The following is a 25,497-nucleotide window of genomic DNA, read 5'->3' as shown; positions in this document are numbered from 1 at the left end:
TGGAGAGGACCGGACCCGAAGGCCCGGTCATCGTTCAAGCTCAGGGCTTGTTGCCGGTCGGGAAGGGCCACGCGGCTTGCGGGCTCAGCGCGGTCTTCGCGGCCGGAGCCGGAGCAGCGGCAGGCTTCGCGGCAGGGGCAGCGGCAGGCTTGGCGGCAGCCTTCTTCGGAGCAGCAGCCTTCTTTGCGGCCGGCTTCGCAGCAGGCTTCGCGGCGGCCTTCGGAGCAGCCTTCTTCGGAGCAGCGGCCTTCTTCGCCGGAGCAGCCTTCTTCGCAGCGGGCTTCGCAGCCTTGGCAGCAGTCGCCTTCACGGGCGGCTTCTTGGCGGCGGCGACCTTCTTGGCCGGTGCAGCCTTCTTGGCGGCAGCAACCTTCTTCGCCGGTGCAGCCTTCTTCACTGCAACCTTCTTCGCCGGAGCCGCCTTCTTCGCGGCAGCAGCCTTCTTCGCCGGAGCGGCCTTCTTCGCCGGAGCTGCCTTCTTCGCAGCGACCTTCTTCGCCGGCGCAGCAGCCTTCTTGGCCGGAGCGGCCTTCTTGGTGGCCGGAGCCTTCTTGGCCGGAGCGGCCTTCTTCGCGGCCGGAGCCTTCTTCACGGCGGCCTTCTTGGCCGGAGCCGACTTCTTGGCCGGAGCGGCCTTCTTCGCAGTTGCCATTTCAGTTCTCCTTGATCAAGTGGAAATAGCCCTGCCCGTCATCAACCGGTTGATGCCGGTGCAGGTATTCACCGCCCACGACGCGCGGGAGTTGCGCTCCGCGGTGCGGTGAATCGGGGTGCGATGCGCTTGAGCCGCTTCTGCGTCGGTCTCAGGGTGCATCGCCAATCTTGATCTCTTCTTCAACAAACAATGCTCGAGGGTCGCTCCGCACCGGGACTCAGTCCCAGGACAGGGCGCCGCCCGATTGGTATTCGATCACTCTCGTCTCGAAGAAGTTGCGTTCCTTCTTCAGGTCGATCATTTCGCTCATCCACGGGAACGGGTTTTCCTCGTTCGGGAAGAGCGGCTCCAGGCCGATCTGCGTCGCACGGCGGTTCGCGATGTAGCGCAGGTAGCCCTTGAACATGGCCGCGTTCAGACCCAGCACGCCGCGCGGCATGGTGTCTTCGGCGTAGCGGTACTCGAGCTCCACGGCCTTCTGGAACAGCGCCTTGATCTCCGCGCGGAATTCAGGCGTCCACAGGTGCGGGTTCTCGAGCTTGATCTGGTTGATCAGGTCGATGCCGAAGTTGCAGTGCATCGACTCGTCGCGCAGGATGTACTGGTACTGCTCCGCGGCGCCGGTCATCTTGTTCTGGCGGCCCAGCGCCAGGATCTGCGTGAAGCCGACGTAGAAGAACAGACCTTCCATCAGGCAGGCGAAGACGATCAGCGACTTCAGCAGCGTCTGGTCGTTCTCGGGCGTGCCGGTGACGAAGTTGGGATCCATGATCGCGTCGATGAACGGGATCAGGAATTCGTCCTTGTCGCGGATCGACTTCACCTCGTGATAGGCGTTGAAGATCTCGCTCTCGTCCAGGCCCAGCGACTCGACGATGTATTGATACGCGTGCGTGTGGATCGCTTCCTCGAAGGCCTGGCGCAGCAGGAACTGGCGGGCTTCGGGCGCCGTGATGTGGCGGTAGGTGCCCAGCACGATGTTGTTGGCGGCCAGCGAATCGGCGGTGACGAAGAAGCCGAGGTTGCGCTTGATCAGGCGGCGCTCGTCGTCGGTCAGACCGTTCGGGTCCTTCCACAACGCGATGTCGCGCGACATGTTCACTTCCTGCGGCATCCAGTGATTCGCGCAGGTGGCGAGGTACTTCTCCCACGCCCACTTGTACTTGAACGGCACCAGCTGATTGACGTCGGTCTGGCCGTTGATGATGCGCTTGTCGGCGACGTTCACGCGGCGCTCGCTCGCGGTGCTGGTCGTCGATTCAGAAGAGGACACCGAGCCAGCCGCGGCGGTGGCGGCATCACGCGCGACGGCGGGCGTCGCTGCGTGGATCGATGCGCCCGACTGCGGCGCGTTGCTCGAGGATTTACGGTCTTCTTCCCAAACCAGCATGGTGGTCTTCCTATGGTCGCGGATTATCGGAGTGTTGTGTTCAAACACAAAGGACTTCTTGACTTTGACGCGGCTTCGCTGTTGCTGGTCCGCATCGCATTCGTCGCGTGGGACCGTGTGCTGCGCGCCTCTTCGTGAGCGCGGCGGAGCGTCGTATCAAGCGTTCATCGATCGCTTGCGGGCGTCGCGGAGAAAATCGCCGATCGCCGCAAACATCGATGAACACTCGCATCGCGAGCGTCGGAGGTGTCGGCGCGTGACGCCGACACCTCCTGTTTCGACTTACTGGCAGGCCTCGCAACCGGGGTCGTCGATCGCGCAGAACGTGACGTCGGTGGCCGGCGTCGCGTCGCCGAGATCCGGCACTGCCGACGCGGTCACCGCCGCGATCGGAGCGACGGAAATCGGCGCGACGACGGCAGGCGCCGCGCTCAGACCACCGGCACCGCTGCTCACCGAATTGAGCTGACCGGCGTTCTGCACCGTGCTCTTCTCGGCGTGCGTCGCACCCATCGTGCGGAGGTAGTAGGTGGTCTTCAGACCGCGCTGCCACGCCAGCTTGTAGGTGTCGTCCAGACGCTTGCCCGACGCGCCGGCCATGTAGATGTTCAGGCTCTGCGCCTGGTCGATCCACTTCTGGCGGCGCGCGGCGGCTTCGACCAGCCACACGGTGTCGACTTCGAACGCGGTCGCGTAGAGCTGCTTCAGCTCTTCAGGCACGCGGTCGATGCGGCGCAGCGAACCGTCGAAGTGCTTGAGGTCCATGACCATCACGTCGTCCCACAGGCCCAGCTTCTTGAGGTCGCGGACCAGGTGCTCGTTCACGACGGTGAACTCGCCCGACAGGTTGGACTTCACCGACAGGTTGCCGAAGCAGGGCTCGATCGACGCGTCGACGCCGATGATGTTGGAGATCGTCGCCGTCGGCGCGATCGCCACGCAGTTGCTGTTGCGCATGCCGTCGCGGGCGATCTTGGCGCGCAGCGCGTCCCAGTCCAGCGTCGACGAACGGTCCACGTCGACGAAGCCGCCGCGGGCTTCGGCCAGCAGGTCCAGCGAGTCGATCGGCAGGATGCCGCGGTCCCACAGCGAACCGCGATAGCTGCTGTAGCGGCCACGCTCGGCGGCCAGCTCGGTCGAGGCCCAGTAGGCGTGGTAGCAGACGGCTTCCATCGAACGGTCGGCGAACTCGACGGCGGCGTCGGAGGCGTACGGCACGCGCAGCTGATACAGCGCGTCCTGGAAGCCCATGATGCCCAGGCCGACCGGACGGTGGCGCAGGTTCGAGTCGCGCGCCTTCTTGACCGCGTAGTAGTTGATGTCGATGACGTTGTCGAGCATGCGCATCGCCGTCGACACCGTCTTCTTCAGCTTCTCCTGGTCGATCTTGCCGTCCTTGACGTGCTGCGCCAGGTTGACGGAGCCGAGGTTGCAGACCGCGATCTCGTTGTCGTTGGTGTTCAGCGTGATCTCGGTGCACAGGTTGGACGAGTGCACCACGCCCACGTGCTGCTGCGGGCTGCGGACATTGCAGGCGTCCTTGAACGTGATCCAGGGATGGCCGGTCTCGAACAGCATCGTCAGCATCTTGCGCCACAGGTCGCGGGCCGGCATGCGCTTGTAGAGCTTGAGCTCGCCGCGGTCGACCTTGGCCTCATACGCCTCGTAGGCGGTCTGGAAGGCCTTGCCGAACAGGTCGTGCAGGTCCGGGCAGGTGGACGGGCTGAACAGCGTCCAGTCGCCGCCTTCGATGACGCGCTTCATGAACAGGTCGGGAATCCAGTTCGCCGTGTTCATGTCGTGCGTGCGGCGGCGGTCGTCGCCGGTGTTCTTGCGCAGCTCGAGGAATTCCTCGATGTCCAGATGCCAGGTCTCCAGATAGGCGCAGACGGCGCCCTTGCGCTTGCCGCCCTGGTTCACGGCGACGGCCGTGTCGTTCACGACCTTCAGGAACGGAACCACGCCTTGCGACTTGCCGTTCGTGCCCTTGATGTGGGAACCCAGCGCGCGGACCGGGGTCCAGTCGTTGCCCAGGCCGCCGGCGAACTTCGACAGCAGCGCGTTTTCCTTCAGCGCTTCATAGATGCCGTCCAGGTCGTCGGCCACCGTCGTCAGGTAGCAGCTCGACAGCTGCGAGCGGCGCGTGCCGGCGTTGAACAGCGTCGGCGTGGAGCTCATGAAGTCGAAGGTCGACAGGACTTCGTAGAACTCGATGGCGCGGGCTTCACGGTCGATCTCGCCCAGCGCCAGGCCCATCGCGACGCGCATGAAGAAGGCCTGCGGCAGTTCGATGCGGGTGCCGTCGACGTGCAGGAAGTAGCGGTCGAACAGCGTCTGCAGGCCCAGGTAGTCGAACTGCAGGTCGCGCTCGGCCTTCAGCGCGGCGCCCAGCTTGACCAGGTCGTACTGCTGCAGCTTCTCGTCGAGCAGTTCGGCCTGCACGCCCTTCTTGATGAAGCCGGGGAAGTAGTCGGCGTACTTGGTGGCCATCTCGGCCTGCGTCGCGTCCTCGCCCAGGATCTCGCGGCGGATCGTGTGCATCAGCAGGCGGGCGGTGGCGCGCGTGTAGCCCGGATCCTTCTCGATCAGCGTGCGGGCGGCCAGGATGGCGGCCTTGTAGACCTCGTCGATCGGCACGCCGTCGTACAGGTTGCGCTTGGTCTCGGCCAGGATGGGGTCCGGCTTGACGTCGGCGCCCAGGTTCTCGCAGCTCGACGCGATCAGCGCGGCCAGCTTGTTCAGGTCGAGCGGGGTGCGCACGCCGTTCTCGGTCACCGAGATGCCGGACTCCAGCACGGCGGCCTGCTGCTGCTCGCCCTGGCGGGCACGCTCCTGCGTGCGGCGCTCGCGGTACAGCACGTAGGCGCGCGCCACTTCATGGTGGCCGCCGCGCATCAGCGCCAGCTCGACGTGGTCCTGCACGTCCTCGATGTGGAAGGTGCCGCCGGCCGGGCGCGAGCGCAGCAGGCCGCGGGTCACGGCGTCGGTCAGCGCGTCGACGGTCTCGCGCACGCTGGCGGAGGCGGCGCCGCTGGTGCCGTGCACCGCGAGGAACGCCTTCATCATCGCCACCGCCACCTTGCTGGGCTCGAAATGCACCACCGCGCCGTTGCGGCGGATGATCTGGTGCTGCGGGAAGCTGGCCGAAGCGGCGGCGGACTCGCGGGGAGCCTGCGCCAGGCCCGTTTCAGCGGTCGGTGTGGCGGCGACTGTCTGCATGGGATCCTCGTTCTGGTCTGGAAAACAAAAAATGCTGCGCCCGGCCCGGCTTTTCCGAAGGGCCAAACATCAGGGGGTCAGGTGGTGCTCGCGATGCTGAAGATGCGCCTTGGCTTGGTGATTCCGTTCCTCCGGCTGGGGGGCCGGCACTGCGGACAAGACTTCTGATGGAGCATTCATCGCCGTGTTTGCGAAGTCAGCAGGATAGCATGCAAAACACTATATCTAGTGGTCACGGGACCTTCAAGGAACTAGCGGTAGCGTCGTCCCCGCTTGACTGCCGACACCCGCTGGGCTAGCCGGAAGACCTGACCCCGCACACCCCCGATGGATTCGCGCATCGTGTCCGGAGCGCCAGGATTGACGCGGGCTGGCGGCCCGAATGCGCCGCGAACGCCCATGGCTGCTGCGCTTGCCACGATGGCAATTCGATGACGACTTCGCGGGGTGTCCCCAGGGGGTAGGACAAGTCCCGATCAGGACCTTCCCCTAGTCGCCACCGACGGTGGGGTCATGGTCGCAATTCGCGCAAACGAAGATGGAAAGCGCGTGCCTGGGACCGCCCGACTGCGGGTCGCCAAGCGCGGGCTCTCCACGACGCAGGGGGCATCGCGTCCGCGAACCCCCAGCATCGCTCCGGCCCCATCGCCGGTGATTGACTGCGGGCCCTGGGGTCAGGACTCGTCGCCGCCGATCGAGATGGCCAGTCGGGCCATTCGATACCGCATCTGGCGCAGCGACAGGCCCAGGCTCGCACCGGCTGCCGTCCGGTTGTTGCGATGACGCTCGAGAGCACGCAGCAGGATCTGCTTCTCGACCTCGTCCAGGTAGGCCGCCAGGTCCGACGGCAGCGGCGCGCCGCCCGCCACCTCGGCAGGCAGGGTCCCAGACAGCGCCGGGTCGACGCCGCCGAAGGCGGCGTCGGTCGGCGCATCGTCCGGGCCCAGCACGCTGTCGGGCAGACCGAGGTCGGCGAGATCGATGCCGTCGCCGCTGGACAGCGCCAGCGCCCGGTGCAGCAGGTTCTCGAGCTCCCGCACGTTACCGGGGAAGCTGTAACGCGACAGCGTCGCCAGGGCGGCCGAGGTCAGCGCGGGCACCGGCGCCACGCCGGCGTCGGCGGCGATGCGCAGCAGGATCCGTGCGCTGATCGGCGCCAGGTCCTCCATGCGCTCGCGCAGCGGCGGAACGCGGATCTGGATGACGTTGAGCCGGTAATACAAGTCCTGCCGGAAGCGGCCGCCGGCGACTTCCGCCGTCAGGTCCTTGTGCGTGGCGCTGAGCAGGCGCACGTTGACCGGGATCTCGGCCACGGCGCCGACAGGCCGCACCGAGCGCTCCTGCAGCGCGCGCAGCAGCTTGGACTGCATCGCGATGGGGAGGTCGCCGATCTCGTCGAGGAACAGCGTGCCGTTCTGCGCGGCCTGGAAGAAGCCCTCGCGGTCCTCGCTCGCGCCGGTGAAAGCGCCCTTGCGATAACCGAAGAACTCGGCCTCCAGCAACTGCTCCGGAATCGCGCCGCAGTTCACCGCGATGAAGGGCTGCGGGCGGCGCGCGCTGACGTCGTGGATCGCGCGCGCGACCAGCTCCTTGCCGGTCCCCGACTCGCCGTTGATCAGGACCGGCGCCATGCTGCGCGCGACCTTCTCGATCAACTCGCGCACCTGGCGCATCGGCGCGGAGTCACCGACCAGCCGCTCCAGCGCGAGGTTGGATCCGGTCAGCGGCGGCGTGGGGCGCGGCGTCTTGCGCCGTTCCGGCGTGCCGGGCCTGGGCGCATCCACCGGAGGCAGCATGTCGAAGCTGCCCGGCGCGGTCGGCGCGAATGCGTCGCCCCCCGCCTCGGCAGCCATTCCGCGCGCAGGCACGCCCGCCGACCCGATGGCCACGCCACCCGAGGCCACCGCCGGCGGCGCCGACGAGAACGGCTTGGGCGCCGTGCCTTCGGTCTTGGACGCGCGGCCGAGCGCCGACGAGACGACCATGCGGAACTGGCGCAGGTCGACGGGCTTGGTCAGGTAGTCGTAGGCGCCGGCCTTGAGCGCCTCGACCGCGTTCTCGGCCGAGCCGTAGGCGGTGATCACCAGCGCACGCTCGCTGCGGCCCTGCTGCTCGAGCCAGCGCAGGATGTCCAGCCCGCTGCCGTCGGGCAGCCGCATGTCGGTGATGACGGCGTCATAACGGCGCGAGCCGAGCAACTCCAGCGCGTCCTCGACGGTGCCGGCGCTGTCCAGGGTGAAGCCCTCGCGCAGCAGCGTCATCTCGTAGAGGGTGCGCAGGTCGGGCTCGTCGTCGATGACCAGCAGGCGGGGATCAGCGCTCATGGAGTTCGGTGTCAGGGAAATAGGAATCCGGTCCCGCGGACGGGATCGAGGCCAGCACGCCGGCCGGCGTCACCGGCCGGGGCAGCAGCACCCGGAATTCGTTGGCTTCGGCGTCCGCCGGGCCGCCCGTGGGGGCGGCATGGCGGTGGTAACTGATGCGACCGCCGTGGCGTTCGCACAGCTCGCGGCAAATGTACAGGCCGAGACCCGACCCGCGACTGCGCGTCGAGAAGAAGGGTTCGAACAGATGCCGCTCTACCTCGGGCGGTATGGCCTCGGCGCGACTGAACACCGACAGGCGCACCCACTCGTCCGATTCGCCCAGTTGCACGCGCAACGAGCCCGGCCCGGGTCGCGCATGGCGCAGGCCGTTGTCCAGCAGGTTGATCAGCACCCGGCGCAGATGCTCGGGTTCGAAGCTCACGAGCAGCCCGTCCCGCCAGATCTCGATGCGCAGCGGGCTGGCGTCGCCCTCGGGCAGGCGCTGCGTCGCGGCCCAGTCGGCGCAGTACTCGCGCACCAGCGGCGCGGCGGCCAGCGTCAGCGACACCGGCGCGATGCCGGGCGCGACCTCCATGACGTCGTCGACCAGGCGCTTGAGCCGCTCGACGTTGGACGTCACCATCCGCGTCAGCGGCTCCAGCCGCGGATCGTCCGCGAGGTCCTCGGCCATCAGCGCGTTGGCCTGCGCGATCGCCGTCAGCGGATTGCGGATCTCGTGCGCGATGCCCGCGGACACGCGCCCCATCGCGGCGAGCTTCTCCTGGCGGTTGCGCGCCTCGAGCATCCGGTTGTCCTCGAGGAACAGCACGCACAGGTCGTCGCCGTCCACCGGCCGCTGCGTGAAGCGCATCCGCACGCGCAGCGAGCGCTGCTTGCCGCGGCCGAAGTCCAGCACCAGGTCGCGGCCAGACTCAGGCCACTGCTCGCCGCCGAAGGCTTTCTCGATCGCGCGCAGCAGCGGCTTCCAGGCCGGCGTCGTGTCGAGCCGGAACGCGCCCGACCGCAGCGCGGCGCCCTCGGCCAGCAGCGCGCGCGCCGCCGGATTGGCGGTGCGCACCAACCCGCGGCGGTCCGCGACGAGGACGCCCTCTTCCATCTCCTCGATCACCAGACGGTTGAGGTCGGCCTGCTGGCGGGCGTACTCGAGGCTGCCGCGCGCGGCGCGTTCCTCGCGCGCCAGACGGGAGGCGATCTCGTTGGACAGCAGCGTGACGACGAACAGGCCACAGCCCAGCAGGCCCGCCTGACTGATGCGCAGGGCGCCGTCGCGCTCGCTCAGCACGGCCCAGCCGGAGAGCATCAGCAGCACCAGGCTGGGCAGCGCGGCGCAACCCAGCGCCCGCAGGCGCGGCAGCAGCGCGCCGGCCATCAGCGCCGGCATGAAGAACAGCGCGCCGTAGGGGCCACCCGGGTCCTGCAGCTGCAGACCGGTGAACAGGATCAGGTCGGCGCCGATGCTCACCAGGAACTGGCGCGCGCTGAGGCCGGCGCGATCCTTGGGCGGGGCCTCGCCACCGCCGAACCAGCGCGGCAGCAGCCACGCCAGCACCGTCTGCACGCCGTAGATGAGCGCCAGCAAGGCGACCCAGCCGGTCGGCCGCGCGCCCATCAGCCCGGCCAGCGACTGCGTGGCCAGCAGCGCCAGGCCGAGCGCCGCGCGCGCGCCCATGAAGGCGCGGTACAGACGCTGGATGGTGCTGGCGCTGATGGCGCCGCGGGCCTCGTTGGTGGCCATGCGCGCTCCGGCGGTCAAGCCCCGGGACCGCCGCCGCGGGCGCGTTCCGCCGCGGCCGCGTCCAGGCGGGCCTCGTGGGCGGCGCGGTGCGCGACGCTGCAGAACTGGCCGCCGCGACCGGGCACCGCCTCGCCGGCGGGCAGATGGGTGCCGCACTCGGCACAGCTCACCATGGATTCAAGTTCGCGCGTGGCCGTCGCGGGCGATGCGGGCGCGGCCGGCGGCGGTGACGCCGGGCCGCGCTCCTCGCGCGAGGCGGGCCGCCCGCGCTTGAAGCCAAGCATGAAGGCGATCACCGCCAGCAGGACGATCCAGAAGAGGAGCTTGATCACGATGAGGCAGTCGAAAGGATCGACGAGTGGATCGACGAATGGATCGAAGGGAGGAACATCACGGGGCGATCTGCGATCAGACCGGTGATCGCTGCAGCACGACTTCGAGCACGAAGCGCGAGCCGGCATAGGACAGCAGCAGCAGCGCGGCCCCGAAATACAGCCAGCGCGTGGCGCGCTTGCCGCGCCAGCCGAACACGCGGCGGCCGGTGAGCAGCCCGGTCAGCACGATCCAGCCGAGCACGGCGAACAAGGTCTTGTGGTCCCAGCGCCATTGCGGCGTGAAGGCAACGCCCAGCAGCAGCGCGATCGACAACACGACGACCCCGGCGCCGACGAACTGGAAGGTCAGACGCTCGAGCCGCAGCAGCGGTGTGCCGAATGCGGGCGCGCCCTGCCCCTTCTGCGAACGCATCTGGCGCTCGGCGCGATTGAGCATCACCGCGTGCATCACCGCCACGCCGCACAGGCCATAGGACGCCAGACCCATCGCCCAGTGCAGCGGCGCCAGCGGCGAACCCGCCTGCGGACGGTATTCGCCGGGAAAGGCCCAGGCCACCAGCATCACGGCCAGCCCCAGCACGCTGAGCAGCCGCTGCGCCGAGGGCAGCGGCAGGAAGCGGCTTTCGACCAGGTAGACGCCGATCATGAGCCAGATGGTCATCGACAGCGACGGCGCGAATCCGAAGCGCGCCGCATGTCCGCCGTTGACCGGCGCGGCGCCGATGCCGCCGATGTCCACGACCAGCGCGGCCAGGTGCAGCAGCCAGGCCAGGACCAGCACCGCGCGCCAGGTGCGGGGCCGCCGATGGGCGAAGACGGCGGCGGCTGCATAGGCCAGCGCCCCGGCGGCGCTGAGGGCGGCGAGGAGCAGGCCGCTGGGCTCGGCGGAGGCGGACGATAAAATCATCTGCAAAGTGTAATGAGGCGCGCCCGCTTGCGCGGCGCCGAAACGATGGCATCCACCCTGACCGATCGACTGAGCCGGCTCGTCAAGACCATGCGGGGCCAAGCCCGCATCACCGAGTCCAATGTGCAGGACATGATGCGCGAGGTCCGCATGGCACTGCTGGAGGCCGACGTCGCGCTGCCCGTGGTGCGCGACTTCGTCGCCCGCGTGAAGGAGAAGGCGCTGGGCCAGGAGGTCGCCGCCTCGCTGAACCCGGGCCAGGTGCTGGTCTCGGTCGTCCACAAGGAACTGGCCGCGACGATGGGCGACGGCGTCGCCGACATCAACCTCGCCGCGCAACCGCCCGCCATCATCCTGATGGCCGGCCTGCAGGGCGCCGGCAAGACGACGACGACCGCCAAGCTCGCCAAGCACCTGATCGAGAAGCGCAAGAAGAAGGTGCTGACGGTCTCCGCGGACGTGTACCGCCCCGCCGCGATCGAGCAGCTCAAGACGGTGACGAAGCAGGCGGGCGCCGAATGGTTCCCGTCGGCGCCGGACCAGAAGCCGCATGACATCGCGCTGGCGGCGCTCGATCACGCCAAGCGCCACTTCTTCGACGTGCTGCTGGTCGACACGGCCGGCCGCCTCGCGATCGACGAAGCGCTGATGGCCGAGATCCGCGACCTGCACGCCACGCTCAAGCCGGTGGAGACGCTGTTCGTCGTCGACGCGATGCAGGGTCAGGACGCGATCAACACCGCCAAGGCCTTCAAGGAAGCGCTGCCGCTGACGGGCATCGTGCTGACCAAGCTGGACGGCGACTCGCGCGGCGGCGCGGCGCTGTCGGTGAAGCAGATCACCGGCGCGCCGATCAAGTTCGCGGGCGTGTCCGAGAAGATCGATGGCCTGGAGGTCTTCGATGCCGAGCGCCACGCGGGTCGCGTGCTCGGCATGGGCGACATCGTCGCGCTGGTCGAGGAAGTCCAGAAGGGCGTGGACGTCGAGGCGGCGCAGAAGCTGGCCGAGAAGCTCAAGTCCGGCGACGGCTTCGACCTCAACGACTTCCTCGCGCAGATCTCGCAGATGAAGAAGATGGGCGGACTGTCCGGACTGATGGACAAGCTGCCCACGCAGATGACCGCCAAGGCCGGCCAGCCCGACATGGACAAGGCCGAGCGCGACATGAAGCGCATGGAAGGCATCCTCAACGCCATGACCGCCAAGGAGCGCCGCCAGCCGACGCTGCTGATGGACGGCAAGTCCAAGGCCAGCCGCAAGCGCCGCATCGCCGCGGGTGCCGGCGTCCACATCCAGGAAGTCAACCGCCTGCTGAATCAGTTCGACCAGATGCAGGGGATGATGAAGAAGATGAAGGGCGGCGGCCTGATGAAGATGATGAAGAAGATGGGCGGCCTCAAGAACCTCATGGGCGGCGGGGGCGGCGGCGGGTTCCCGATGTGACCCCACCCACCAATGAAAATCGGCTCCCGAGGGAGCCGATTTTCATTCCAGCAGCGCTTGCGCGAACTCGCGCGCGTCGAAGGTCTGCAGGTCCTCGAGTTTTTCGCCGACGCCGATGAAGTAGACCGGGATCGGACGCTCGCGTGCGATCGCCGCGAGCACGCCGCCCTTGGCCGTGCCGTCGAGCTTGGTGACGATCAGGCCCGTCAGGCCGAGCGCGTCGTCGAACGATTTCACCTGCATGAGCGCGTTCTGGCCGGTGTTGCCGTCGACGACCAGCAGCACCTCGTGCGGGGCCGTCTCCTGCGCCTTGCCGATCACGCGCTTGATCTTCTTGAGCTCCTCCATCAGATGGAGCTGCGTCGGCAGCCGGCCGGCGGTATCGGCGATGACGACGTCGCAGCCGCGCGCCTTGCCGGCGACGACGGCGTCGAACGTCACCGCGGACGGGTCACCGCCCTCCTGGCTGACGATCTGCACGCGGTTGCGGTCCGCCCAGACAGCGAGCTGCTCGCGCGCCGCCGCGCGGAAGGTGTCCGCCGCGGCCAGCAGCACGTTGGCTTCGGCATCGGCCAGATGGCGCGTGAGCTTGCCGATGCTGGTCGTCTTGCCGGCACCGTTAACGCCGACCACCATCATCACCGTCGGCGAGTGCTCGCCGATCACGAGCTGGCGCTGCAGCGGCTGCAGCAATTCGGTGAGAGCGTCCACGAGCAGTTGCCGCACGGCGGCCGGCTCGGTGGCCTTGACGTCCTTCACGCGGCGCTTCAGATCGTCGAGCAGGAACTCGGTCGCCTTCACGCCGGCATCGGCCATCAGCAGCGCGGCTTCGAGCTCTTCATACAACGCGTCGTCGATCTGCGTACCGGTGAAGACCTGGGAAATGCTCGAGCCCGTCTTGCGCAGACCCTGCCGGAGCTTGTCCATCCAGCTCTTGCGCGGCGCCGGCTCGGGCGTCGGGGCTGGGGCTGGCACCGGAGTCACGGCAACTGGCGCGGGAGCGGGTCTCGGCGCCGCAACAGGCGTCGGCACGACGGGTGCGGGTGCGGGTGCGATGACCGGCGCCGCAACCGGAACGGGTGCGGCCGGCGGGGTCAGGGCTTGCGGAGCGACCGGCGCGGATGCCGGTGTCGACGCCGGCTCGACGGCGGGCGCTGGAGCGTCCGGCGCGGGCGTGGTGGCGATGGCCGGCGGCGCTTCGGGAGCGGGAGCCGGCGTGGGTTCGGCGGAGCCGAAGCCCAGTTTTTTCTTGAGGAAGCTGAACATGGAGGGGGTCGAGTGGGACTCGCGCGCCGAACTGTCGATGCCGTGATCGGCGGGGCTTGCATTGTCTGCGAAAACTTTGCTATAGTCGCTGTCTTCGCAAGGCGCTTTAGCTCAGCCGGTTAGAGCGACGGAATCATAATCCGCAGGTCCGGGGTTCGAATCCCTGAAGCGCCACCAAATACGAAACCCCGCAGAACGCAAGTCCTGCGGGGTTTTCCGTTCTGGGCCGCCGAATCGAGATCCCCAGCGCGAGATCTCCGGCTCCTTTCAACGACAAGGGGCCATCGCGTGGCGACGGCCCCTTTCCTTGATGCATCAGCAGTTCATTGGCCGCTCAACGGCTGATCAATTGCAGCTCAAGGTCGCGTAGCTCTTCCCCGCCCCGGCCACCGTGAGCAGCTTCTGCTTCACGCAGGCCGGCGCATGCACCGTGTACGCATACGGGATGCCGACCGGGAAGTTCGCCGTCGTCGTCCAGTCGCTCGCGTCACGAGACGGGCTCGATCCGCTCGCGACCCACGTGATTCCGTAGGTCGCGAAGTCCGCCGGGCTGCGCACGTTGTTGTTGCGCAGTTCCCAGTAGCCGATCGACGAGCTGTCCCGCGAGGTCACCGGGTTCTGCGCGTTCTCGAAGTAGTTGCCTTCGATCAGCGAATAGCCCCCCATCCGGATGTTGGCGCCCGAGGTCAGCACGCCCGAGTACAGGTTGTTGTACAGGTGCGTGTATCCCGCGCGCTGCAGCGGCAGCCGTGAGCCGACATTGCTGTACACGTTGTGGTGGAAGGTGATGTAGCGGTCGCTCGCGTCGCTGTCGCTCGATCCGATCAGCCCCACCTTGTGGTGGTCGTGGAGGTAGTTGTACGAGTAGGTGATGTGATGCGCGCCGGCCTTGCTGTCGATGAGGCCGTCGAACTCCAGGTCGCCCGCGCCGGAGCATTCGGCAGTCGAGCTGAACAGCGTGTTGTGGTCGATCCAGACGTAGCCCGGGAACTTGCCGCTCTGGCCTTCGATGCCGATGGCATCGATGGATCCGGGCAGCAGGCCGATCGTCATGTTGCGGATGATGATGTTGGTCGCCGCGGCCTTGATCGCAAGCCCGAAGTTCGCGGCCGAGCCGTTGACGCCTTCGATCGTGACGTTGCTCTTGTTCTTGACCTCGACGACGGCGCCCGCCGCCTTCTTCCACTGCGCGCAGGGATCGGGGATCGTGCCGAAATCGAAGGTGCCCGCGTAGCGGATCACCAGTCCGCCCGTGCCGCTGTAGGCATCGATCGCAGCCTGCATCTGCGCCGCGGTCGTGACGGTGATCGGCGTCGCTGAACCGCCACCAGTGACCTGGCCCGCATAACCACCGCTGTGGCCCGCCGGAGCGGGTGACGGCGCTGGAGAAGGCGACGGTGCCGGCGAAGGCGCCGGTGAGGGGGACGGTGCCGGAGACGGCGATGGCGCCGGCGATCCGGCCGGTCCGACCGCACACTTCTCGGCCTTGCCCGGATTCGGATCCGCGCCGCCGAAGGTGGCCGAGGCGCAGGCCACGTTGCCGCTCAGCGTCTTGAGGACCCACTTGTCCTTCACGCCGAAGGAGACCTGGCGCGCGGAATCGCCGACCTTGCAGGTGCCGCCTTCGTCGGCGCACTTGGAGAAACCGGACGGCCAGTCGACCGCGTGCGCCGCGCCGATCGGCGCGACGGCGCCGACCACGACCGCCATCGCCATCAGCCCTTGCCGCGGGCTCGGCGCGCGCAGCGAACCGGCAGTCGGCGGCTTCGGCGCGACCAGCACGGCGGACTCGTCAATACGGGTGCTCTTCATCGAATGTCTCCCAATGTCGTTGAAGCGATCGGCGCGGGCATGGCTCCGCCCTCACCGGTCACCGGTGAATCGAAAAATGCTCGGGAACCCAACGCCGTTTCCTCCGCCTCGCGCGGCGCGGACCAGCAGGATCCGCGTCGGGGACGGTGGCCGTCGGCACAGGCCACGTGTCGACACGCCAGCGCGCAGGCGCGGCCACGTCGACAACGGGCGCAGACTAACGAGAACGCCAATTTTCGGAAAGGCGTTTTACATTTGCCGATCTGGCGTTACGGATCTCTATCAAACACTGCGTCCATCGGACAAGTGTCATCGTTCGATTACACTTCCCGCATGTCTTATACGGTCATGCAGGTGAACGAGTTCTCCTACTGGCTCCGGAGCTTGCGAAGACCCGACCACCCGGTTGCGTCTGACCAACCGCCTGCGCAAGGTCCAGTTCGGCAACCTCGGTGACGTGGCGCCCGTCGGCGGCGGGATCATCCATGAGATGCGTGAGCACTTCGGTCCCGGCTGGCGCATGTACTACGTGCGCCGCAGCAGCACGGCGATCTGGATGTTGGGCGGCGGCGAGAAATCCACGCAGCAATCCGACATCCAGCGGGCCATTCATGTGGCAAACAAACTCGAGGAGTAGGCCGTGAGCGAGAAGATCAAGATCTCAGACCTCCAGGAATTCGACGCCGCCGAATACCTGACCTCGGAAGAAGACATCGCGATCTATCTGACGGTGGTCCTGGAAGAGAACGACCCGGCGCTGCTGGCGGCGGCCCTCGGCGATATCGCCCGCGCTCGCGGGATGACGCAGATTGCCAAGGACTCCGGGATCACCCGCGAGGCGCTGTACAAGGCCTTGCGGCCCGGCGCCTCGCCCCGCTTCGATACCGTCAGCAAAGTCTGCGCGGCACTTGGCTTGCGCCTGGTGGCCATGCCCATGCATCCGGCTTGAGCGGGAAGTGTCTCGGGCGGCGTGCTCAGCGTTGCGCGTCCGCCTTCATCTCCGCTGGCGCATTCCAGCCGCCACCGAGCGCCCTCACGAGTGCCACCGTCGCGCGGCGTTGACGCGTCGCCAGGTCCACCGCGCTGCGCCGCGCCTGCAGGCCGGCCGTCTGGGACGTGACGACCTCCAGATAGGCGGCCGCACCGGCGCGATAGCGGTTCGTCGCGAGCGCGAGCGAACGCTCCGCCGCGTCGACCGACTTGTTCTCCGATTCCAGCGCCTCGCCGTAGCGGTCCAGCAGCACCAATTGATCCTCAACCTGCTGGAACGCGGCGAGCACGGTGCCGCGATAACGCTGCGCCGACTCATCCAGCGCCGCGGCCGCGCGTGCTTCCTCGGCCTTGCGACGGCCGCCGTCGAACAGGTTGTAGGCCAGCGTCGGCCCGATGGCCCAGAACAGGTTGGGCGCCTCCAGGAAACGACCGAAGTCGCTGCTCTGGAACCCACCCTGCGCGCTCAGCACGACCGAGGGGAAGAACGCGGTCTTCGCCACGCCGAGCGTCGCGGTGGCCGCCACCACGCGCTGCTGCGCAGCGGCGATGTCCGGACGACGCTCCAGCAAGGTCGACGGCAGGCCCGGCGGCACGACCGGCATCGCCAGATCCAGCGACGCGGCCGGCTCGATGCGGAAGCTCGATGCATTGGCGCCGACCAGCGCGGCGATCGCGTGCTCCAGCACGGCGCGCTGCGCCTGCGATTGCCGGCGCTGCGAACGCGCCGATTCGAGTTGGCCTTCGGCCCGCGCCTGGTCAAGACCTGACGCGATGCCCGCCTGATGGCGGCGTGAGATCAGGTCGAATGCCCGCGTGTAAGCCTCTTCGGCATCGGCGAGCAGCGCGTTGTCGCGATCGAGTCCACGCAGTTGCAGCAGCGAATCGGCCAGTTGCGCCTGCAGCGCCAATCGTGCCGCGGCGAGGTCCGCTGCCGCCGCGCGTTCCGACGCCAATCCGGCGCGGACCTGCTGCGAGATACGGCCCCACAGGTCGACTTCGTAGCTCAGGTCCAGGCCCAGCGTCGCGCTGTTGTACCAATCGGGCGAGGTCGGCCCGAGCACCCGCAGCGGGCGGCGCTCCGACTGCCGGTCGCGCTGCCCGTTGAGCGAGGTGTTCAGCGTCGGCGACTGCGCCGAGCGCAGGCTGTCCGTCGCCGCCTTCGCCTGCTGGTATCGCGCGAGCGCCGAGGCGAGGTCGGGACTGTTCTCGACCAACCGCTGCTGCAGCGCGTCGAGCTCAGGATCGCCGTACCCCTTCCACCAGCCATCGAAGGCGATCGGTGCGGCGGTCGAAGCGCCCGCCTCGACCCAAGGACCACGCGCCTCCTTGAAGGCCGTCGACATCGGCACCTCGGGCAGCTCCGTCTTCGGCGGCTGGGCGCATCCGGCGATCAGCACGGCGGCCGCCAGTGCAATGCCGCGGACGACGTGGCCGGACAGGCCCGTCGACGGGCAGGCGGTCTCTTTCGCCGTCATGTGCGCCCCTTCGCCGAAGCCGCCGATCCTGGCGCGGCGGCCGGTTGCGCAACACGCACCACGTCGCCGTCGGCGATGCCGTCCGGCGGATTCGCGATGACGCGGTCCGCGGCGGTCAATCCGCCGCCGAGTTCGATGCGCGTGCCCATGTCACGCGCGATCGTGACCTTGCGCAGCTTCACGCGATTGCTCGCATCGACGGTCGCGACCTGCACGCCATCCTTGTTGATGATCACCGCGCCCGGCGGCAGCGAGACCGCCGCAGTCGACTGGGCGCCTGCTTCGGCAGGCGCGGCACCATCGAAGCGCACCGTCGCAAATCCGCCCGGCAGCAGCTCGTCCCTGTCGTTGTCGACGGCGAGCTGCACCAGCATCGCGCCACTCGCCGTGTTGATCGCCTGCGACGTCGACTGCACCGTCGCGGCGAAGCGCTGGCCGGGCCGCTCGGGCACCGTCAGCACGGCCTTGCCGCCAGCGCGCACCTGCGCCACCTGGCGCTGCGGCACGTTGACGTAGACGCGCAGCTTGCGCGTGTCGGAGACGACGAACAGTTCGCTGCCGGGCGCGCCGCCGACATTGATCAGCGCGCCGACGTCGGTGTTGCGCGCGGTGACGACGCCGTCGAACGGCGCCGTCAATTGCGTGAAGCGCTTCAGCGCCTCGATGCGATCGACATTGGCCTGCAACGCGTTGACCTGCGACTGCTTGGCGGTCATGTCGCCGGTGCGCTCGTCCACTTCCTGCTTCGACACCGAGTCCGATTCCAGCAGCCCCTGCCAGCGCTTGGCGGTGGTTGCCGCCAACGCGGCATTGCTGCGCGCAGTCGCCAGCTCGGCCTTCGCCTGCATCAGCTGCTGGTCGAGGTCGGGCGTCTCGATCTCGGCGAGTTGCTGGCCGGCCTTGACCTTGCCGCCGATGTCGACATTCCAGCGCTTCAGGTAGCCGCTGACCCGCGCGTAGATCGGTGCGCGCGACCAGGCCTCGATGCGCGCGGGCAGCTCCAGACCGCCTTCCGTCAAGGGCTGCGGCGCGACCATCGTGACGCTCGGCTGACCGCGCTCGTCGGCGGTGCTCTGCAGTTGCTCGGCATTGGACTTGCGGGACCACAGACCTGCCGCCACCACCGCGACGGCGATCACGACCGCGACGGTCGCGGCCAGCTTGAAGCGCGCAGGAGGACGCGAGGACACCACGGTGTTGTCGTTATCAGTTCGCATGGGAAGCATCTCCGGCCCCGGGCAGCGCGATCGCGGCGCCGGCGGTCAAGTCGTTCGATTCGGAAAGGTCGGCAGCGGGGGCTGTCTTGCGGTGGTGGCGATGCACGATGCTGAACACCACCGGCACGAAGACCAGCGTCGCGAAGGTGGCGAAGACCAGGCCGCCGATCACGGCGCGTCCCAGCGGCGCGTTCTGCTCGCCGCCCTCGCCCAGGCCCAGCGCCATCGGCAGCATGCCGATGACCATCGCCAGCGCCGTCATCAGCACCGGGCGGAAGCGCACGAAGCCGGCTTCCATCGCGGCAGCGTAGGCGTCGCCGAGTTCCTCCAGCCGTTCCCGCGCGAAGCTGATCACCAGCACGCTGTTGGCGGTCGCCACGCCCATGCACATGATCGCGCCGGTCAGCGCGGGAACGGACAAGGTCGTGCCCGTCGCGAAGAGCATCCACACGATGCCCGCCAGCGCCGCCGGCAGCGCCGACACGATCACCGCCGGGTCCAGCCAGGACTGGAAGTTCACGACGATCAGCAGGTAGATCAGCACCACCGCGCCGAGCAGCCCGAACAGCAGGCCCGAGAACGCACGGTCCATCGTGCGCACCTGGCCGAGCAGCTGCACGTTGGAGCCCTTGGGCACGTCGGCCTGCGTTTCCGCGAGCACCTTGCGGATGTCGCGCGCGACCGCGCCGAGGTCGCGGTCCTGCGTCGTCGCGTGGATCTGCACCATCGTCGCGACGTCGTACTGGCTGATCAGCGCCGGGCTGTTGACGCGCTGGAAGGTCGCCACGCCGCCGAGCGTCGAGGTGCCCGGCTGGCTGCCGTTGCCGATGGGCAGGTTGCTCAGCGAGGCCAGCGAATCGATCTGGTACTGCGGCGTCTGCATCACGATCGAGTAGCTGACGCCGTTCTGCGGATTCAGCCAGAAGGTTGGCGCGACCTGGCTGCTGCCGGCGAGGTTCACGACCAGGCTGTTGGCCACGTCGCGCGTGGTCAGGCCCTGCAGCTGCGCCTGCGTGCGGTCGACGTCGACGTTGAAGGTCGGCGCCTTGTTGGACTGCTGGATGCGCGCGTCGGCCACGCCGGGGATCGCCTTGATGCGCTTGAGCAGCTGCTGCGCGTAGGCGAAGTTGGACTCGACGTCGCGCCCGCGCACCTGCACGTCGATCGGCGCGGGCGCGCCGAAGTTCAGGATCTGGCTGACGATGTCGGCCGGCGGGAACGAGAAGGTCGTGTCCGGGAACTCACGCGGCAGGATCTGGCGCAGCTGGCGCACGTAGTCGGCCGTGGGCGCGTGGCCTTCCTTCAGCGCGATCTGGAAGTCGCCGTCGGAGGTGCCCAGCACCCCGGTGTTGTTGTAGGTCAGGTTGATCGACGACGGTGGCAGGCCGATATTGTCGACCATCGTCTCGATCTTGTCGGACGGGATCACGCGGCGGATCGCCTGCTCGATCTTGGCGAAACGCGCGGCGGTCTCTTCGACGCGCGTGCCCACCGGCACCCGCGCATGCATCAGGATCTGGCCCGAGTCGACCTGCGGGAAAAAGTTGCTGCCGATGAAGGGCACCAGCGCGAAGGACACCAGCACCACCGCCGCGAAGCCGATCAGGAAGGGCTTCTTGCTGCCCAGCGCCGCCTCGAGCATGCCGCGGTAACCCTCGCGCACGCGCTCGAAGCGGGCTTCGAAGTTGCGCTGGAAGCGCACCAGCGGGTTGCGCGACGGCGGCTGCGCCAGATGCCCGTGGCCGTCGGTCAGCGGCGCATGCGGGTGCAGCAGGTACTTCGCCATCGTCGGCACCAGCGTGCGCGACAGGATGAACGAGCACACCATCGCGAAGATCACCGCCTCGGCCATCGGCACGAACAGGAAGCGCGACACGCCTTCCAGGAAGAACATCGGGATGAACACGATGCAGATGCACAGCAGCGAGACGAAGGCCGGCGTCACGATCTGGCGCGCGCCGTCCATGATCGACTCCTCGACGCCTTTGCCGTGCTCCAGGTGCCAGTTGATGTTCTCGATGGTCACCGTCGCGTCGTCGACCAGGATGCCGACCGCGAGCGCGAGCCCGCCCAGCGTCATCAGGTTGAGCGTCTCGCCGATCGCCGCCAGGCCGATGATCGATCCCAGGATGGACAGCGGGATCGACACCGCGATGATCACCGTCGAGCGCCAGCTGCCCAGGAACAGCAGGATCATCAGGCTGGTCAGCGCCGCGGCGATGGCGCCCTCGATCGCGACACCCTTGATGGCGGCGCGCACGAAGACCGACTGGTCGTTGATCGGCTTGACGTCGAGCTCGTCGGGCAGCGAGGGCCGCAGTTCGCCGAGCTTGGCGCGCACGCCGTCGACGATCGCGAGCGTCGACGCCGCACCGTTCTTCAGCACCGACATCAGCACCGAGCGCCCGCCGTCCACGTGGACGATGTTGGTCTGCGGCGCGTTGCCGTCGTGCACGTCGGCGACGTCGCGCAGATAGATCGTCGAGCCGTTGACCACCTTCACCGGCAGGCGGCCCAGTTCCTCGATCGCGGACGGCGCGCTGTTGAGCTGCAGCGTGTATTCGAGCTCGCCGATCTTCTGCGTGCCGATCGGCGTGAGCACGTTCTGCGTCGCCAGCGCGGTGGCCACATCCTGCGCCGACAGCCCGCGCGCCTGCAGCGCGGACGGATTGACGTCGATCTGCACCTGGCGCTGCTTGCCGCCATAGGGCAGCGGGATCGCCGCGCCGGGCACCGTCACCAGCGGCGTGCGGATCGTGTTGAAGCCGAGGTCGAAGAGCTGCTGCTCCGACAACCCCTTGCCCGACAGCGCCAGCTGCAGGATGGGCACCGTGGCGGCGTTGTAGTTCAGGATCAGCGGCGGCGTGGTGCCGGCCGGCATCTGCCGCACGGCAACCTGCGCGACCGCGGTGACCTGGGCGTTGGCCACCGCGATGTTCACGCCCGGCTGGAAGAAGATCTTCACCACCGAGACGCCGGGATAGGTGTTGGCCTCGATGTGCTCGATGTCGTTGACGGTGGTCGTCAGCGTGCGCTGGAACAGCGTCGAGATGCGTCCGGCCATCTGGTCCGGCGGCAGTCCGGTGAACTGCCAGGCCACCGCGATCACCGGTACCCGGATCTCCGGGAAGATGTCGGTCGGCGTGCGCAGGGCCGCCAGCGGGCCGATGATCAGCAGCAGCAGCGCCAGCACGAAGAAGGTGTAAGGGCGTCGCAGCGCGACGCGCACGGCGGCCATCAGCATGGACAGGTTCCCACGATCGTTCTCATCGTTGATCTCTTCTTGACCGATTCCCGGTCGTGCAGAGCGCGGATTTTGTGTGTCGGCGAGCGCCGATGTATTGCTGATCGGTAATGACCGTACGCGTACGGGGGATCGCCTCCCACGTTTGGGCGGCATGCATCGGGGTGGTGCGATACCGGTCGCAAAAGCGGGCGCCATTCGACGGAAGTTCACATCCCGCACCTGGCGTACGCCAACTCGTGCCGCAGCTCGCACGTCTTACAAATTCCCGGGAAAGTCCTGCCGTTTTTGCCGACAGATCGACCGTTGAAACGGCCGGGTGCTCCTTAACATGCGGCCCCAGCGGACCCGCCCGGCCCCAGCCGGAGCAAACCAGACTGTCCGCCAGAAAGACATCGGGCAGTATGAAGTCGATCGGGTCGTCGGGTCAGTCGAAACAGGTGGCGCGGGCAGCGATGGCAATGGCCGCGGTCATCGCGCTGACGCTGGGCGCCCCGGGCGCCCAGGCCGAACCGGCGCTCCAACAGCGGCTTCCGCAGTCTTCCGCGCACATCGAGCCGCTGGCCGTCGACTTCCACGGCGAGTCCGCCTCGCCCGAGGCCCGCGCCATGGCACGCACGGCGTTCGAGGATTTCGACGCCAAGGGGCGCCCCTTCGCCGTCGTCGACAAGAAGGAGGCGAAGCTCTTCGTCTTCAATGCGGACGGCCAGCTGGTCGGCGCCGCCCCGGCGCTGCTGGGCCTGGCCCGCGGCGACACCGTCGCCCCCGGGGTCGGACAGATGGTGAGCGCCGGCATTCCGCCGGACCTGCGCACGACGCCTTCCGGTCGCTACGACAGCCAACCCGGTCCCAATCTGAAGGGCGAGACCGTCATCTGGGTCGACTACGACGCCGCGTTCGCCATCCACCGGCTCCGTCCGAGCCCGACTCACGAGCGCCGCGCCGAGCGGCTCGCGTCGCCGTCGCCGGATGACAACCGGATCTCGCTGGGCTGCGTGGTCGTGGCGGGCGAGTTCTTCGATCGCGTCGTCGCGCCGGTGCTCGGCCACGGGCCGGGCGTCGTCTACGTCCTGCCCGAACCCGCTCCCGCCACCATGGCGCAGAACACGGCCACCGGGCGCCTCTGAGCCGCGCCGGGGCAGCCGGCTCCCGGCAACGGCAGGGCCGCCGCCGCTACACTTGCGCCCTTGCGCATTTCCGCAGCCACTGGATCTACACCATGTACCGCTGTGCCTCGCCCGCCCTGCCCCGCCGTCGCCCGATGATGGCGACGGCCGCCAGCACCGCCCTGTTCTCGCTTGTCGCCGCGTTCGGCGGTCTCGCCGCGATCGCGACGCCGACGCCCGCCCAGGCCCAGATCGCCCCCGGCCATCGCTACTTCCCGCAGCGCGCGCTGCGCGGCGAGATCGTCTTCGGCGTCACGCCCGACGTGCTGCTCAACGGCAAGCCGGCGCGGCTCGCACCCGGGGCCCGCATCCGCAATGCGGTCGACCTGCTCGCCACGCCCGGCTCGCTCTACGAGCAGAAGGCCACCGTGCTCTACACCCGTGACATGAACGGCCTGCTCATGGAGGTCTGGCTGCTGAGCGAGGTCGAGCTCGCCAACAAGTCCTGGCCGACCACGCCGGACCAGGCCTCGAAGCTGGTGTTCGATCAGGCCAGCCAGGTCTGGCGCAGGCCCTGACCCACTGAGCCGCCACCCGCGCCGCGTTTCCGGACGACCCGGAGAGGCGCTCGGCGCGGGGCCGCCGCGTTCCTCCCGTTTCCCGGAGCTCCCCATGAGCAAGAAAGTCTTCATCAAGACCTTCGGCTGCCAGATGAACGAGTACGACTCGGACAAGATGGCCGACGTCCTGCGCGCCGCCGAAGGCTACGAACCCACCACCGACGTCGAGCAGGCCGACCTGGTGCTGTTCAACACCTGCTCGGTCCGCGAGAAGGCCCAGGAGAAGGTGTTCTCCGATTTGGGCCGCATCAAGCACCTGAAGGCCAAGGGCGTCCTGATCGGCGTCGGCGGCTGCGTCGCCAGCCAGGAAGGCGCGGCGATCATCGAGCGCGCGCCCTACGTCGACGTCGTCTTCGGCCCGCAGACGCTGCACCGCCTGCCGCAGATGCTGGCGCAGCGCCAGCAGCAGCTTCGCCCGCAGGTGGACATCTCCTTCCCCGAGATCGAGAAGTTCGACAACCTGCCGCCGGCCAAGGTCGAGGGCGCGTCCGCCTTCGTCTCCATCATGGAAGGCTGCTCGAAATACTGCTCGTACTGCGTGGTGCCGTACACCCGCGGCGAGGAAGTCAGCCGCCCCTTCGAGGACGTGCTCGAGGAAGTCGCCGGACTGGCCGACCAGGGCGTCAAGGAAGTGACGCTGCTGGGCCAGAACGTCAACGCCTATCGCGGGACCATGGGCGGCACGGACGAGATCGCCGACTTCGCGCTGCTGCTCGAGTACGTCGCCGAGATCCCCGGCATCGAGCGCATCCGCTACACGACCAGCCATCCCAACGAGTTCAGCCAGCGCCTGATCGACGCCTACGGCACCATCCCGAAGCTGGTGAACCATGTGCACCTGCCGGTGCAGCACGGTTCTGACCGCATCCTGATGGCGATGAAGCGCGGCTACACCGCGCTGCAGTTCAAGAGCATCGTGCGCAAGCTGCGCGCCGTCAGACCGGACATCCGCATCGCGTCGGACTTCATCGTCGGATTCCCCGGCGAGACGGATGAGGACCACGCCAAGACCATGCAGCTGGTGCGCGACATCGGCTTCGATGCGTCGTTCAGCTTCATCTTCAGCCCGCGGCCCGGGACGCCGGCGGCCAACCTCGCCGACGACACGCCGCACGAGGTGAAGGTCCGCCGTCTGCAGGAACTGCAGGCCGAGATCGAGGCGACCGCCATCCGCTACAACCACAGCCTGGTCGGCAAGACCGTGCCGGTGCTGGTCTCGGGCCACGCCCGCAAGGACGCCACGGAGTTGATGGGCCGCACCGAGTGCAACCGCATCGTCAACTTCAAGGGCCACGAGCGCTTGATGCACCAGATCATCCCGATGCACATCACCGAAGCCTTCGCGCATTCGCTGCGCGGCGAGGTGCCAGTGACCGAGGAACTGCCGGGCTGAGGCGCCGCGAAGGGCAGTGAGGGGACCGACGCCCTCACTCGAAAGCGGTAGCGCGTTGCGCCAGCCGTCTGCCGCGTCGATTCAGCGCTTGTAACTGACGCCCCACTGCGTGACGGTGATGCCGAGCAGCATCAGGCCGTAGCCGGCCATCGTGCCGTCGCTGCCGATGAGCATCAGCGCCGCGAAGAGCCCCAGCGTGCCGCCGAGTCCGCCCCAGGCGGCCAGCGTGCGCCAGCGCATGCCGGCGACGGTCTCCCTCCAGATCAGCTTGAGCGCCGCCGCCATCAGCGCCGCGACGCCCCAGGCGGGCAGGAACAGGTTGCCGAAATGCCAGACGGCGTCGAGTGGATCCACGGGTCG

At 68.1% G+C, this 25,497-nt stretch carries 19 protein-coding genes and 1 tRNA gene; 7 read left to right on the top strand and 13 right to left on the bottom strand.

Annotated features, from left to right (window positions below; genetic code table 11):
- Positions 1-40: 40 nt before the first annotated feature.
- The 7 genes from AC07OZ_RS22155 to AC07OZ_RS22125 form a co-directional block, all read right to left on the bottom strand.
- The gene (locus AC07OZ_RS22155; protein ID WP_495469228.1) at positions 41-652 is read right to left on the bottom strand and encodes a histone; all 612 of its coding nucleotides are present in this window, start codon (positions 650-652) and stop codon (positions 41-43) included.
- Between the two features lie 220 nt (positions 653-872).
- The gene (locus AC07OZ_RS22150; RefSeq protein WP_377160204.1) at positions 873-2,045 is read right to left on the bottom strand and encodes a ribonucleotide-diphosphate reductase subunit beta; all 1,173 of its coding nucleotides are present in this window, start codon (positions 2,043-2,045) and stop codon (positions 873-875) included.
- A 282-nt stretch (positions 2,046-2,327) separates the two neighbouring features.
- Entirely contained in the window at positions 2,328-5,264 is a 2,937-nt protein-coding gene (locus tag AC07OZ_RS22145) for a ribonucleoside-diphosphate reductase subunit alpha (protein WP_495469227.1), read from the bottom strand.
- Positions 5,265-5,938: 674 nt separating this feature from the next.
- Positions 5,939-7,588 carry a sigma-54-dependent transcriptional regulator gene (locus tag AC07OZ_RS22140; protein ID WP_495469226.1) on the bottom strand — a complete coding sequence of 550 codons (1,650 nt, stop codon included), beginning with the start codon at positions 7,586-7,588 and terminating at the stop codon, positions 5,939-5,941.
- Positions 7,578-9,326: a sensor histidine kinase gene (locus AC07OZ_RS22135; protein ID WP_495469225.1), complete on the bottom strand. Its 1,749-nt coding sequence runs from the start codon at positions 9,324-9,326 to the stop codon at positions 7,578-7,580. Before AC07OZ_RS22135 ends, AC07OZ_RS22140 begins: the two co-directional genes overlap by 11 nt.
- A gap of 14 nt (positions 9,327-9,340) precedes the next feature.
- Positions 9,341-9,658, bottom strand: a complete 318-nt coding sequence (locus tag AC07OZ_RS22130) for a PP0621 family protein (protein WP_495469224.1) — start codon at positions 9,656-9,658, stop codon at positions 9,341-9,343.
- A 76-nt stretch (positions 9,659-9,734) separates the two neighbouring features.
- Complete coding sequence (locus tag AC07OZ_RS22125) at positions 9,735-10,568, bottom strand: cytochrome C assembly family protein (RefSeq protein ID WP_495469223.1); 834 nt, start codon at positions 10,566-10,568, stop codon at positions 9,735-9,737.
- Positions 10,569-10,613: 45 nt separating this feature from the next.
- Here AC07OZ_RS22125 and ffh point away from each other — a divergent pair, with 45 nt between their 5' ends.
- On the top strand, positions 10,614-12,011 hold the full coding sequence (ffh, locus tag AC07OZ_RS22120) for a signal recognition particle protein (RefSeq protein WP_495469222.1): 1,398 nt from the start codon (positions 10,614-10,616) through the stop codon (positions 12,009-12,011).
- 42 nt (positions 12,012-12,053) lie between these two features.
- On the opposite strand, the gene ftsY is transcribed toward ffh, so the two are convergent.
- Positions 12,054-13,277, bottom strand: a complete 1,224-nt coding sequence (gene ftsY / locus AC07OZ_RS22115; RefSeq protein WP_495469221.1) for a signal recognition particle-docking protein FtsY — start codon at positions 13,275-13,277, stop codon at positions 12,054-12,056.
- A 100-nt stretch (positions 13,278-13,377) separates the two neighbouring features.
- On the opposite strand from ftsY, the gene AC07OZ_RS22110 reads away from it, so the two are divergent.
- A tRNA-Met gene (locus tag AC07OZ_RS22110) sits at positions 13,378-13,454 on the top strand.
- Positions 13,455-13,622: 168 nt separating this feature from the next.
- On the opposite strand, the gene AC07OZ_RS22105 is transcribed toward AC07OZ_RS22110, so the two are convergent.
- A complete protein-coding gene (locus AC07OZ_RS22105) occupies positions 13,623-15,089 on the bottom strand; it encodes a pectate lyase family protein (protein ID WP_495469220.1) in 1,467 nt (488 codons plus the stop codon).
- A gap of 406 nt (positions 15,090-15,495) precedes the next feature.
- Between AC07OZ_RS22105 and AC07OZ_RS22100 the strand changes: the two genes are divergently transcribed.
- Both AC07OZ_RS22100 and AC07OZ_RS22095 read left to right on the top strand, forming a co-directional pair.
- Positions 15,496-15,726, top strand: a complete 231-nt coding sequence (locus tag AC07OZ_RS22100) for a type II toxin-antitoxin system RelE/ParE family toxin (protein ID WP_495469219.1) — start codon at positions 15,496-15,498, stop codon at positions 15,724-15,726.
- A 3-nt stretch (positions 15,727-15,729) separates the two neighbouring features.
- On the top strand, positions 15,730-16,038 hold the full coding sequence (locus AC07OZ_RS22095; RefSeq protein WP_431100185.1) for an addiction module antidote protein: 309 nt from the start codon (positions 15,730-15,732) through the stop codon (positions 16,036-16,038).
- Between the two features lie 25 nt (positions 16,039-16,063).
- Here the strand turns inward: AC07OZ_RS22095 and AC07OZ_RS22090 are convergent, their stop codons facing one another.
- The 3 genes from AC07OZ_RS22090 to AC07OZ_RS22080 are packed head-to-tail and all read right to left on the bottom strand — an operon-like array spanning position 16,064 to position 22,015.
- Positions 16,064-17,557 (bottom strand): efflux transporter outer membrane subunit, encoded by a 1,494-nt coding sequence (locus AC07OZ_RS22090; protein WP_495469218.1) that lies wholly within the window; start codon positions 17,555-17,557, stop codon positions 16,064-16,066.
- A complete protein-coding gene (locus tag AC07OZ_RS22085) occupies positions 17,554-18,774 on the bottom strand; it encodes an efflux RND transporter periplasmic adaptor subunit (protein ID WP_495469217.1) in 1,221 nt (406 codons plus the stop codon). Before AC07OZ_RS22085 ends, AC07OZ_RS22090 begins: the two co-directional genes overlap by 4 nt.
- Entirely contained in the window at positions 18,764-22,015 is a 3,252-nt protein-coding gene (locus AC07OZ_RS22080) for an efflux RND transporter permease subunit (RefSeq protein ID WP_495469403.1), read from the bottom strand. Before AC07OZ_RS22080 ends, AC07OZ_RS22085 begins: the two co-directional genes overlap by 11 nt.
- A 407-nt stretch (positions 22,016-22,422) precedes the next feature.
- Here AC07OZ_RS22080 and AC07OZ_RS22075 point away from each other — a divergent pair, with 407 nt between their 5' ends.
- From AC07OZ_RS22075 to miaB, 3 genes are all read left to right on the top strand, one after another.
- Positions 22,423-23,145: a hypothetical protein gene (locus AC07OZ_RS22075; protein WP_495469216.1), complete on the top strand. Its 723-nt coding sequence runs from the start codon at positions 22,423-22,425 to the stop codon at positions 23,143-23,145.
- 92 nt (positions 23,146-23,237) lie between these two features.
- Entirely contained in the window at positions 23,238-23,702 is a 465-nt protein-coding gene (locus AC07OZ_RS22070) for a hypothetical protein (protein WP_495469215.1), read from the top strand.
- 94 nt (positions 23,703-23,796) lie between these two features.
- Positions 23,797-25,137 carry a tRNA (N6-isopentenyl adenosine(37)-C2)-methylthiotransferase MiaB gene (gene miaB, locus AC07OZ_RS22065; RefSeq protein ID WP_495469214.1) on the top strand — a complete coding sequence of 447 codons (1,341 nt, stop codon included), beginning with the start codon at positions 23,797-23,799 and terminating at the stop codon, positions 25,135-25,137.
- Between the two features lie 81 nt (positions 25,138-25,218).
- On the opposite strand, the gene AC07OZ_RS22060 is transcribed toward miaB, so the two are convergent.
- Complete coding sequence (locus tag AC07OZ_RS22060; RefSeq protein WP_495469213.1) at positions 25,219-25,491, bottom strand: hypothetical protein; 273 nt, start codon at positions 25,489-25,491, stop codon at positions 25,219-25,221.
- Positions 25,492-25,497: the final 6 nt, after the last annotated feature.

The organism is Roseateles sp. GW821-FHT09G03 (assembly GCF_059416045.1).
This window is presented reverse-complemented; position numbering and strand designations above follow the sequence as displayed.

Coding starts and splice junctions, on each gene's coding strand:
- AC07OZ_RS22125 (WP_495469223.1), bottom strand. CDS start 10,568: ATGATTTTATCGTCCGCCTCCGCCGAGCCCAGCGGCCTGCTCCTCGCC.
- AC07OZ_RS22140 (WP_495469226.1), bottom strand. CDS start 7,588: ATGAGCGCTGATCCCCGCCTGCTGGTCATCGACGACGAGCCCGACCTG.
- ftsY (WP_495469221.1), bottom strand. CDS start 13,277: ATGTTCAGCTTCCTCAAGAAAAAACTGGGCTTCGGCTCCGCCGAACCC.
- AC07OZ_RS22085 (WP_495469217.1), bottom strand. CDS start 18,774: ATGCGAACTGATAACGACAACACCGTGGTGTCCTCGCGTCCTCCTGCG.
- AC07OZ_RS22090 (WP_495469218.1), bottom strand. CDS start 17,557: ATGACGGCGAAAGAGACCGCCTGCCCGTCGACGGGCCTGTCCGGCCAC.
- AC07OZ_RS22145 (WP_495469227.1), bottom strand. CDS start 5,264: ATGCAGACAGTCGCCGCCACACCGACCGCTGAAACGGGCCTGGCGCAG.
- AC07OZ_RS22150 (WP_377160204.1), bottom strand. CDS start 2,045: ATGCTGGTTTGGGAAGAAGACCGTAAATCCTCGAGCAACGCGCCGCAG.
- AC07OZ_RS22135 (WP_495469225.1), bottom strand. CDS start 9,326: ATGGCCACCAACGAGGCCCGCGGCGCCATCAGCGCCAGCACCATCCAG.
- miaB (WP_495469214.1), top strand. CDS start 23,797: ATGAGCAAGAAAGTCTTCATCAAGACCTTCGGCTGCCAGATGAACGAG.
- AC07OZ_RS22070 (WP_495469215.1), top strand. CDS start 23,238: ATGTACCGCTGTGCCTCGCCCGCCCTGCCCCGCCGTCGCCCGATGATG.
- AC07OZ_RS22075 (WP_495469216.1), top strand. CDS start 22,423: ATGAAGTCGATCGGGTCGTCGGGTCAGTCGAAACAGGTGGCGCGGGCA.
- AC07OZ_RS22155 (WP_495469228.1), bottom strand. CDS start 652: ATGGCAACTGCGAAGAAGGCCGCTCCGGCCAAGAAGTCGGCTCCGGCC.
- ffh (WP_495469222.1), top strand. CDS start 10,614: ATGGCATCCACCCTGACCGATCGACTGAGCCGGCTCGTCAAGACCATG.
- AC07OZ_RS22105 (WP_495469220.1), bottom strand. CDS start 15,089: ATGAAGAGCACCCGTATTGACGAGTCCGCCGTGCTGGTCGCGCCGAAG.